General features: G+C 33.5%; 15 protein-coding genes. 1 reads left to right on the plus strand and 14 read right to left on the minus strand.

The window, feature by feature from the left end; genetic code table 11:
- Nucleotides 1-55: 55 nt before the first annotated feature.
- From EO115_RS01080 to EO115_RS08350, 3 genes are all read right to left on the minus strand, one after another.
- Nucleotides 56-1,039: a hypothetical protein gene (locus tag EO115_RS01080; RefSeq protein WP_126937141.1), complete on the minus strand. Its 984-nt coding sequence runs from the start codon at nucleotides 1,037-1,039 to the stop codon at nucleotides 56-58.
- 120 nt (nucleotides 1,040-1,159) lie between these two features.
- Nucleotides 1,160-1,339, minus strand: a complete 180-nt coding sequence (locus EO115_RS01085) for a hypothetical protein (protein WP_126937142.1) — start codon at nucleotides 1,337-1,339, stop codon at nucleotides 1,160-1,162.
- 44 nt (nucleotides 1,340-1,383) lie between these two features.
- Nucleotides 1,384-1,560 (minus strand): hypothetical protein, encoded by a 177-nt coding sequence (locus tag EO115_RS08350; protein ID WP_164724016.1) that lies wholly within the window; start codon nucleotides 1,558-1,560, stop codon nucleotides 1,384-1,386.
- 183 nt (nucleotides 1,561-1,743) lie between these two features.
- Between EO115_RS08350 and EO115_RS01090 the strand changes: the two genes are divergently transcribed.
- Nucleotides 1,744-1,944 carry a hypothetical protein gene (locus EO115_RS01090; protein WP_126937143.1) on the plus strand — a complete coding sequence of 67 codons (201 nt, stop codon included), beginning with the start codon at nucleotides 1,744-1,746 and terminating at the stop codon, nucleotides 1,942-1,944.
- A 154-nt stretch (nucleotides 1,945-2,098) separates the two neighbouring features.
- Here EO115_RS01090 and EO115_RS01095 read toward each other — a convergent pair whose 3' ends face one another.
- The 11 genes from EO115_RS01095 to EO115_RS01140 form a co-directional block, all read right to left on the minus strand.
- A complete protein-coding gene (locus EO115_RS01095; RefSeq protein ID WP_126937144.1) occupies nucleotides 2,099-2,431 on the minus strand; it encodes a hypothetical protein in 333 nt (110 codons plus the stop codon).
- A gap of 138 nt (nucleotides 2,432-2,569) precedes the next feature.
- Nucleotides 2,570-2,938: a hypothetical protein gene (locus EO115_RS01100; RefSeq protein WP_126937145.1), complete on the minus strand. Its 369-nt coding sequence runs from the start codon at nucleotides 2,936-2,938 to the stop codon at nucleotides 2,570-2,572.
- Between the two features lie 304 nt (nucleotides 2,939-3,242).
- Nucleotides 3,243-3,674 carry a hypothetical protein gene (locus tag EO115_RS01105; RefSeq protein WP_126937146.1) on the minus strand — a complete coding sequence of 144 codons (432 nt, stop codon included), beginning with the start codon at nucleotides 3,672-3,674 and terminating at the stop codon, nucleotides 3,243-3,245.
- A 1,060-nt stretch (nucleotides 3,675-4,734) separates the two neighbouring features.
- A complete protein-coding gene (terL, locus tag EO115_RS01110) occupies nucleotides 4,735-6,465 on the minus strand; it encodes a phage terminase large subunit (protein ID WP_126937147.1) in 1,731 nt (576 codons plus the stop codon).
- Nucleotides 6,466-6,574: 109 nt separating this feature from the next.
- Complete coding sequence (locus tag EO115_RS01115) at nucleotides 6,575-6,787, minus strand: hypothetical protein (RefSeq protein ID WP_164724017.1); 213 nt, start codon at nucleotides 6,785-6,787, stop codon at nucleotides 6,575-6,577.
- A 24-nt stretch (nucleotides 6,788-6,811) separates the two neighbouring features.
- A complete protein-coding gene (gene dcm / locus EO115_RS01120) occupies nucleotides 6,812-8,059 on the minus strand; it encodes a DNA (cytosine-5-)-methyltransferase (RefSeq protein WP_126937149.1) in 1,248 nt (415 codons plus the stop codon).
- Nucleotides 8,060-8,118: 59 nt separating this feature from the next.
- On the minus strand, nucleotides 8,119-8,688 hold the full coding sequence (locus tag EO115_RS01125; RefSeq protein ID WP_126937150.1) for a hypothetical protein: 570 nt from the start codon (nucleotides 8,686-8,688) through the stop codon (nucleotides 8,119-8,121).
- Nucleotides 8,672-9,175 carry an N-acetylmuramoyl-L-alanine amidase gene (locus EO115_RS01130; protein WP_164724018.1) on the minus strand — a complete coding sequence of 168 codons (504 nt, stop codon included), beginning with the start codon at nucleotides 9,173-9,175 and terminating at the stop codon, nucleotides 8,672-8,674. The genes EO115_RS01125 and EO115_RS01130 overlap by 17 nt, the downstream gene beginning before the upstream one ends.
- Complete coding sequence (locus EO115_RS01135) at nucleotides 9,162-9,740, minus strand: phage holin family protein (protein ID WP_126937152.1); 579 nt, start codon at nucleotides 9,738-9,740, stop codon at nucleotides 9,162-9,164. Before EO115_RS01135 ends, EO115_RS01130 begins: the two co-directional genes overlap by 14 nt.
- Nucleotides 9,740-9,880 carry a hypothetical protein gene (locus EO115_RS08355; protein WP_164724019.1) on the minus strand — a complete coding sequence of 47 codons (141 nt, stop codon included), beginning with the start codon at nucleotides 9,878-9,880 and terminating at the stop codon, nucleotides 9,740-9,742. The genes EO115_RS01135 and EO115_RS08355 overlap by 1 nt, the downstream gene beginning before the upstream one ends.
- A gap of 2 nt (nucleotides 9,881-9,882) precedes the next feature.
- On the minus strand, nucleotides 9,883-10,284 hold the full coding sequence (locus tag EO115_RS01140; RefSeq protein ID WP_126937153.1) for a hypothetical protein: 402 nt from the start codon (nucleotides 10,282-10,284) through the stop codon (nucleotides 9,883-9,885).
- Between the last annotated feature and the right edge of the window lie 3 nt (nucleotides 10,285-10,287).

Below are 10,287 nucleotides of genomic sequence, written 5' to 3' on the forward strand. Positions count from 1 at the left end.
TTCTTTGTCAGTTTCTTCTGCTAGAGGTTGTAGCTGTGGAATTGGTTCGGTACTTTCAATCCCGGCTCTCCCCCCCCATTTCGAGAATGATTTTGATAACTGATAGAATTCTTTTATTTATTTTATAAGGGGTCTCCTGAATTCTATTCACCGCTTGCATTATGTATTGTAAATTGTCTTTTCTCTCCACCTTTTCTAAATAGGTTCGCACATACTCCGTATTCAAGGTATATTCTGCTAGCCTTATAAACCATACGTTAGATCGTAATGCACCATAGTAGGCACCGTCATATATGCTTGTCCATGGTTTTGGCGGTATGATTGTTGGTACTTCTATAGTGCATCTATGAGCCATTTTATCCATGTTTGTACTCCAAATCTTTGTAAATAAATCAGAAGGAATAATACACTCGCTTCGCCTTGCTTTTGATGTAAACTCTGCAAGGCCTGTTGAAGACACAAATATATAAATAAGTTGTGTTGCAAGGTCTGCTAACACTCTTGTGTTGTAATCTTCCCATTGAAAGCCCTCGTTTTTAAATGCTGTTTTCAAAAAGGCTTCTTTGTACCGTGTTTGAACCCTTCTATCTAACTGCCGTTCTATTTCTTTTGTCCTTGTCTTTGGTATTACTTTTGAATACTGTTCTAAGGCCAATTCATAATAAATACGCTTACCCATCATTATTGCGACACTAGACACACTAAACGTATTATCTGCTAACAATGCTTGTAAGCACGATTCAAAACAAAATGCACAGAATACCATTACAGTGTTTTCAAGTCCCTGATCAGTAACACACCTTTGCACAAATTTATGATATGAACGCCGTACCCCTCTTTTGGGTTCTATCTCCGTTTTTACAAAGTCTTCTACATTTTTAATCATTGTGTCTTTGTAGTAACTCATAATACCTTTTGCAATTGGTGTCTTATCGCCCCTATTGCCTTGTATGTCTTTCTTAATCCTGATGCGAAACGCCTCACGTGCATAATTTTTGTAATACTCTTCCAACGCTAATTGTTCTTTTAAAGTATTCATGTCATACCTCCGTTTTAAAAAGACAAAAAAGAGGCTGATAAGTAAACGGCCTTACTCGGTCTTACTTACCGCCTCTTTTTTAAAAGTGGTACTGCTTCTATTCATTTTTTTTGTGCTTATCTATTTTCTATATTCGTACTTTTCTTGCTCCTCCTCGTCCTGCATCAGTCCTTGCACAAGTGGTGCAATTGCTCCAACAAAGGCCAGTAAAGTGATTAAATTCATTACTTCGTTTTCTTTTCCACTGCCTAGGATTATTCCTAGACACAGGAAACCTAAATATAAACAAGTTTTATTCATGATGATTTCTCCTTTATATAATTCTACACACATTGTAAAAATTCCTACATAGGCCGTTTACCTTCTTGAAATAATATTTCTTTTATTTCGTCCCAGGTCTCTTTCATTCTTCTTTTTTCTTTTTTGTCTTTACTTTGCATACCTTCCCATATTTCATTTAGAATTTCTTTACGCCCTTTTGCTCCTGTGTTTTGAAAAGCTGTAATGTAGAGATCTTGCATTTCTTAATCACCCCTTATTTTGCAATGCTTTTTTGCATTACATCTTAATTAAAAAAATATATTGTAATGTTATTTTGCATTACCTTTGATTTAATTATAGCACTTTGAAAAGTAATTTGCAATGCTTTTTTGCATTACTTTTATTTTTCTGATATAATATAATTAAATAAGGAGGTGTTTTATATGGACTTTGAAAAAAATGTAAAAAGAAATTTTTATAATTCTTTACCATCCGATTATTCGATCACTTTTAGGCTACCTAAGCAATTAAAAGAGGATTTTATTAATCTTCCTAATAGTGGGCCTCTTGCTAGTGCTTTAAAAAATTTTATGATTGACACTATTCTATACCATCAAGAGAATTCAAAAGACAAAAAAGAATAAAGACAAAATAACCCTAGTAACAGTTTTTATAATTTTACTGTGCTAGGGCTATTTTTTATATCTAAATTATATTATCTTTAAGCTCCTGGTGTCCTTTATGCCAGGAAACAAAATAAAGCCTACTAACTTATATTTTAGCTAGTAGGCTTTTTAGTTATTTAATTAAGCGGATAAGGCAACCCATTTCACCAGCACGATAGATTTCAATTGTATCTGCGTAAACTTTAAGCATACCTTCCTCATCATCATATATGGTGCACCAGTAAGCCCCCTCTAACACTTTAGTATAATGTGCGGGTACCTCTTGTGCATCTGTAATTACATAAGCGGAATAGCTTGCATCTCCACCAAAATGTAACGTATTTGCTTGCATTGGAAAGCGTACGGTTAAGTCGGCAATGTCGCTATAGCCTAAGGATACGCGTACCGCTTTATAATTGGTTGTGTTTTCGTTTGCTTTTACTTCTTCATACGTCAATCTTCTCATGGTCGTTACCTCCGTTTGGTTTAAATATAAGTTATTTTAAAATTCTTTGCAAGTGTTATTTATATTAATTCTTTCAATTCTGCAACTTTCCTTTCAATCTCTAGGGCTAGAACCATCTAGCCCCTCTTTTTTTTTATTTTATCTTCCATACACACCAAGTTTATTTAGCATATCTTCAATTTCTTTATTATCATACCAACCTAATTCACATAGTAAGTAATCATTTTCAATTATTTGTTTAATGTCATTATTTACAGCCTTAAAAGCAAATATTGTTTTTCCATTAGCTAGTAAGCACATATGATTTAATTCATAAAATTCTTTGATTACTATTTCAACAAACTTTTGATTAACTGTTTCACGTTGTAATACTTCGTTTATGTAGCCAGCGTTTAAAATCATTTTTTCAAGATACTGTTTATAATCTGCTTTAAATCTTTGTTGTTGTTCTGCTGTTGATTTATTAATAATATTGCGGGCTTCTAATGTGTTTACTAATAATCTCATTTGTGTTACCTCCCTGATTCTCTTTGTAATGTTTATTTGCATTACATGATGGATAAAAAATTTTGTGGTTCGGGTTCGTTTGTCTTTCCCTTACCTCTTGACTATATTATATCACATGTAATGCAGATATGCAATACATTTTATATAAATTTTTTGAGTTTTCTTATAATTTTTATCTATGCAATGCACATAAAGACACAACAAAACTATAACGGCGTCACATTCTCCCCGATTAACGGAAAGACAAAAAGCACCACCAGGAATTATATAAAGATTTGCCCTTGTGCTCCTGGTGATGTTTGTTTTATTGCTTGCGTATATAATAGCTCGTGATCTTATATTCTGGATTATATGCCGTGAATTCATTCGGCTTACTTACATCAAAATATATAGTACGCTTATGTCCTTCTAATTCCACGTATAGAATTCTTTTATTCAAGTTACTATAATCAAAACTAGTACTTCTATAGGTGTATTGCTGTTCGCCCCAATAATCGGCGGTAATGATTAACGGCTTTCCCGTTCGCTTATTGATCCATTCACCAATATATAAGGAATCGGCTTCGTTTTTATAATGCAAATATGAAGCTCTTCGACTTTCCTTCTCGGCTTGTGGTGTGTAACGGCTTATGCCTATTTCCCAATCTTCTAGCACCCTTGCATGTGATGTATTAGGCGTGGCAATCGTTGCCACTAAAAGACACAAAAGAAATAGGCTTGCTTTTCTTGCTTTCATTTCATCCCCTCCTTTTGTCTTTATTGTAACATTCTGACAATTTGAAGGAAATACAGTTTTGTTTTATTTTTTGTCTTGTCAATAATTCTTTTTGACTTTGATTTATATCTTTGTTTTTCTTTGGTTGTTGCTTTTATCTGTTTTTATCTTTGTTTTAAATTGATATGATCATTTCTTTTTATTCTATTTAATTTGCTTACATTCCTATACAGCTCTTGCTTATATAGACTTTTCAAAGGCTAATAAAATAGACACAACAAGTTTACTCCTCTTTTTTTAGTCTTTGAAAAGTTCATCATGGCACTATCATATTTTATGGTTTACTTTCCTCTTTGGTCATGTAAAAGGCTTATGATACTCTTATGTACTTTTATCAGGTATTCTTCAGGACTTCTTACACATTATTTAATATAAGTCTTTACCACTACGTGTTTTAGTACCAGTTGGATTCTTTGGTACTTGTACAAGTTATCTTTGATAATGTTATGAATGTCTTCTACTTTTTTACAGGTATTCCTTATTTGCTACTGGTTTGAATACTATAAAAAGTGTCTATCGACTATGACACATAACCCCCCCTCAAAAAAAAAGAAAAGGGGTAAGGTAAGAGAAAGGTATATAGGAATAGGATAGAGTGAGAGAGGATAATATAGAGAGGTAAGAGACACCATACGGGGGGTGTTTAAATCTCTACCTGTGTATATATCCCCTCATAAATTTTTTACAAATTTTCTATACCCACTTTTATCACATCTTTAATAAGCTCTTTAACCCTACTTTTATCAGTGGAGATAAGACCCTCTTTTAAGTCTTCTATAAAGATTCTTAATATATTATATATAGTATTATATAGATATTATATAAGAACTCTTATAATAAGTTTTTTTAAAAGAAGAGAAAAGTAGTCAAAAGAGAAGAAAAGAGTGAGTGATGAACAATAAAATAGTCTGAATATGACATCCAATCTTCAGTCCGATTAGCCATAAACAATCTATAATGGTTCATATAGTTTCCCAATTAAATTAATCAAGTTAATTGCCATGTGTACATAGTCGAATAATCAGTTAATTCTATGATTCTTTAAAAAGTTATAATTATTGTTAATACTGCTACGATCATCATATTTGTGTGTCTTAATATTAAATAAAACACCCCTATCAGGGTCTAACCAATCAAGTAAACGGTTTTCCATTTCTTCATCAATACCTGTTTGTGCATCCCTATTCATAATATCAGTAAAATACTCTACACCCATTGTAAGGGCGTCTAAACGGTCATCATGTGCAAGACTACCTTTATCTCTAGAGATTCTAGTCATCTGATAAAACAAGCTATAGTTTAGTGTCTTTTCATTAGCTTGATAATCGTTCTGTATGATAGGTTTATGAATAATAAGTTTATGTTGTGCCATGATAGGCTCAAGTGTATCAATGATACGTAGTTCTTTTTGTTTAAAGTTTCGTACCTCTTCAATAGCACAAGGGTGTGTCTTTGTAAGGTACGGAGTAAATAGTTGAGTAAACATGCCATTACCAAAGTTAGATTCGATAAGGACTGCATTTACATCAAAGGATTTAGCCTTATTGGCTAGCTGTGAAAGCACATTATCTGCATATCCATTGCCTTTAAAGGCTCCTACGTCTAAGACAAATAGATATCCATTTAGATATTTAATAATAGCATAAGCTGTTTCGTCTTGCCCTCTACCGCTGGCATCAATAGCAAGTACACTGCCTGTATAGTCTGCTACTTGCTCACTACGGCTTAGTGGTTCATAGAAATAGTCTCCTTTTAAAGCAAGGTTTGGTACGTCATCAATTCTATACATTCGTTCATTTGTCCAATTCCATTTAAGAGAAGAGGACTTTTTGTCTAAAGAGGATACGATCAAGTCGGATACTTTTAGTGGGTATCGTTCATAGTCACTCAAATTCGTATTAAGCATAAACTGTAAAGCAAAGCCTGCTTTACCATAGGATAGTCTACGTTTAATTATCTCCTCTTCATTAAATCGTTTTGGGTCTGTTGGTCTACCACTCCATCGTTGTGGCTCTGCATCATATCTATTAGCAATAATAGGTGCTAATCTATCTCCATAGTGTTCCCTTTCCTCGGGGGTCTCTGGGTATAATACAGTCCATATATTGGTACGGTATCCCCTGTTTTGTAATTCGTTATAAAGGCTCATTTCATTTTGTGGTGTACCTAGGTAAACTATTTGTCCGTTAGGCTTTAGAATTGCATCATATTCCCTAACAGCTTCAAATAGCTTATCTCTTTGTGTCTGTGTAGCACTGTTGTTTGATACTTCCACGTCATCTGAAATGAGTAGGTCAGCACGACTACCTGTAATTTGTCCTGTGATACCTACGGACTTGATAGAGGGTGAAATATCTGGTGTAGCAAGTCCTACATCAAATATGTTTTGTGTGTCTCGTTGTCCCTTTTGTGGTAACAAATCAGACAAAAAGGGTAGTGTCTGTATAATTTTCTTTACAAATATTGCGTTGGCATCTGCTCTATCTTTACTTGCGGATACAATCAAGACCTTTTTCTGTGGGTCTTTCCACAATGTCCATGCACTAAATGCACATGTAATAAATGATTTAGCTACACCACGGAAGCCTTGTATAATGTAACGATCACTTGGTGGATTCATCAAGGCTCTTGCAATATCATATTGTATCTCGGTAGGCTCTGGTAGACTAATGCTATCCCATACCATGTATAGGAATACACGGAAGTCTTCCTTTGCCCTATCAATTTGTGTCTGTGTCCATTTGGTTGCCATATGTGATATACCTTTTTACATAATATTAAATTTAAGCTATCTATTTTCGCCATTAAGACCCCTCTAGTATATTTTAGGTATAATCATATTACGAATATATTTTAATAGCTTATTTTAAGTCTAGTGGTTCATCATCAAATATTGGTATTTCTTTTACCTCTTGTACCACAATTTCTGTAAGGTTTTTTGTAGTATATAACTCATTGTCTTTCAAATACTTTCGTACAGTCGCTAAAAACTTTGGGTCTCTCCTAAGTTCTTCATCATGTAAGCCCTCAAGTAGTGCCGTTGTTTCAAGTTCTGCAATTGTGTCTATTTGCATTCGGCGGTTCTTTACATCCATATCTTAGTCATCACCCCTTTTTATTTTAATGAGTTCTATAATTTGTTTAAAAATTTCTTCTAAAACATTTACAACTATACTATTTCCAGCTAATTTCTCCAATCTTTCTCTTGTAAAAAATGTTTTGTTTATACAATACAACGGGTTGTTTTTTACAATTTTTTCATAGTCACTTTCAGTAAATCCCATTAATAAAAAGCACTCTCTAGGTGTCAATGTCCTATAAGGTGCTTTACCAGGTCTAGCCGTAGGATATGTGAGGATACCTGCATTAGGATGTCTATCTTGTTTTGTTGTTATTGTACCTACAGTATCTGCTACAGCCTTTTTACCATTAAATATGATTTTATTTTCTTTATATATTTTTTGTCTAGTTTTCGTGTTATTGGGGTTAGAGGTATTTGCTTCATCTTTATACTTTTTTAATCCATAATTTGTTTTTAAATAATATTCTAACTCCTTTAAAGGTTTAGGTTGAGTTTTATATATCTCTTCCAAATTATTGGAATTTAAAAATAGTTTTATTTTATTTTTCATAGATACATTTTTACATAATGTACTTATCATAAAAGTTCGCCTTCTTGTCTGTGGCACTCCAAAATCTTTAGCATTTAGTGTGTATACTACATTATAATACCCTAATTTTTCTAACACTCCTTGCCATTCCTTAAAATTCTCTATGTTTTTCTTTGCAAGGATAGTACTAACATTTTCCATCAATAATACTGTAGGAAGTTTCTTCCCTGTACTTTTTATGTCAAGTAAAATTCGCTCTATTTCCCATAATAAGCCTGATCTATTGCTTGTTCCTCGTGCTATTCCTGTCCAATTCCTTGTCCAAGTACTACTAATTGATAAATTTTGACACGGAAAAGAATACGTCAATATATCTATGTCTGTTGGGAGTACCTCGCTTGTTACTTTAGTTATATCCCCTAGATTACTTGTTCGTTCATAAGCACATAGTACTTTTGCTAAAAATTCTGCATTGTATCTTTTTAAACTATTTTTAGTAATTTTTTGCTTTCCATCTAAACTTAAATTTAATTCAAATAACTTATCTTCCAATTCCTTTTTAGTTAGTGCATTATATTTCGATATATCTTGCATTCCATTTTTCATACAATCATAAGCTAGAATAGCACCAATATCCCATTCAATAGTATTTACTATTTCATAATGCACACCAATATTTTCTAAGGCTTTCCTCTGCCCCCCCATACCACTAAAGGCTTCTATTACACGTAACATTCATACCTCCTAATGTAGACAAAAAGAGGTTAGAACGTATGCTCTAACCCCTTTATCTTTTATAACCATTTTGTAGCCGTCAATGTGATTCTTTTGTCTGTATTTTTCTGCAACGATAGGATATCTGCTTTTAAATCAATATCCAGTTCTTTTGTTTGATAGGATAATCTTGCACCCATTTTTACCACTTTATCTTTATTTGTGTCTGTTTCAACGTAAACACCCTTTTTAAAACGTGGTTGTTCTGGTACTTTAATATCTAAATTTACTTGCCGTTCCTCGGAGACCACAAGTTTACCGTTATCAAATTTATGATTTTCTTTAACTTTTGTTGTCTGCACTTCGTGACGTTTACCATTCACTGTTACCACAATAGGTGTTTGCTTATCTTCAATTTGTATATCGGTATCTTCATCCTTTGCTTTTGGTACATAATGAATGGTTCTTTTGTTCTGTTCCTTCATCTCTACTTTAACTGGAGGTTGAAAGTTCTCTTGTTCTGGTGTGTCTTCGTGTGAATGTCCACCTAATGCAAAGTGAATGAATGTTGCTAGTGCTAAGACAAAAACTAATGTACCTATAATGATGTATAGTATGATTTTAACTCTTGTACTAATAACCCCAAGCATCCATATACCCCCTTGCTATTGATCTAATGTAGTCACCATCACCATATAAATCCCATCTCATGTCAGGGTCGTCATCATCAATACCATAGCCGTCCATATCAGCTACTTCAGCATGTGTGAGTACATTATCTAAAGGAATACCAATCTCGATACATAGTTTAGCTACTACTCTACCCATCATATCGTACTGTTCATTTGTAGGTGGATACTCTCCATAATCAATGTTTCCGTCATTAAAGATACTTGCTTTATAAGCACATGCTAAGGCAATTCCAATAGCACCTGTATTACGTCTCCATGTATGTGCTTTTCTTTCATTGAATGAGTTCATACTTGTATAAATACGCCCGTCTTGATCAATATTTAAGTGATAGTCATTAAAGAACTGTCCATAACGTCCAGCACTCCAATGTAAATAAATCATATTGATATTGCCCCGTGCTTCTGTTGTATAGTCTGATAAATCGTAAAAATCAATCTCTCTCATGATGTCCTTCTCCTCCTTCATAAGATGTGGTATTTACTGTGCGTTCTATTGTATCTTCTGTAGTCCTTTTCACAACTTCTTGCTCTACTCGTTTATTTACTCCGAACCTAGACAAAACGGCTAAAATACCATCTTTTAAAAATGATGCTTCCTTTACACCCATTTCCTTTAGATTTTCTGCAATAGAAAAACATTCTGCTACTACTACAGTTAGATAGATTAGAAATGAGATTGTCTCATCAGCTTTTAAACCATTGTAGGCAAAGTCTGGAAATAGATAGACAACAATTGCCATAAGAATTGCTAAGGCATACGCTCGTGTCTTTTGCCCTAGCCCTTCTCTAAATTCACGGCTTTCAAGGTATCCTTTCTGCCATGCTCTAAAAAAGATACCTCGAAACGTGTTATAAAAACTACATTCTCTGTTTGTGTCTCTGTTATAGTTATCAACTACGATAAACCATTTTGTGATTACATCAAGAATGACAAGTATTGCTATTAATAACATCATGTTTATAGCATTTAATAACGCTTTATCTGGTATTGCTATATGTAGATAACTCATTATTCTTCCTCTTTTAAATCCATTAAATCATTATGAATACATCCCTCTGTAGGGCATATACCATCTTTATTAAGTGTTGCATAACACCATTCGCAAAAATGCATTACTGGAATATCAGAATGTACTTCGTAGTTATCCATATTTATTTCACCTCTTTAATCTTTGTAATCATTTCTTGTGTGAGTTTCTTATATTGCTCTTGTAAATCTACTACACTAGCACCACTCAATGTACGTCTTGCTAGTGTTTGTTCTAATGTTTCAAAACGTTTGTCATAATAGCCTTTAATCTCTGCAATACGTTCTGCTTTAGTAGGTGCTACGGGTTCAGGTACATAGTCAATAAAGTTACCATTAATGTAGCATTTATTGTTTGCTACGAACTCGTTTTGCATTTCTTGTGTACCTGATAAGTATGTATGGTTCGGATATTGCATTTTAGCAAAGCTTAATACTGATTCTTCTGTGTCTCCATGTAAACCTACTAAATAGGTAGCCACTCGAAGACCTTTTTCATTTAGGATAAAAATATATTCGTTATTCATGAG

The organism is Veillonella sp. CHU740 (assembly GCF_003992055.1).
GTDB lineage: Bacteria > Bacillota > Negativicutes > Veillonellales > Veillonellaceae > F0422.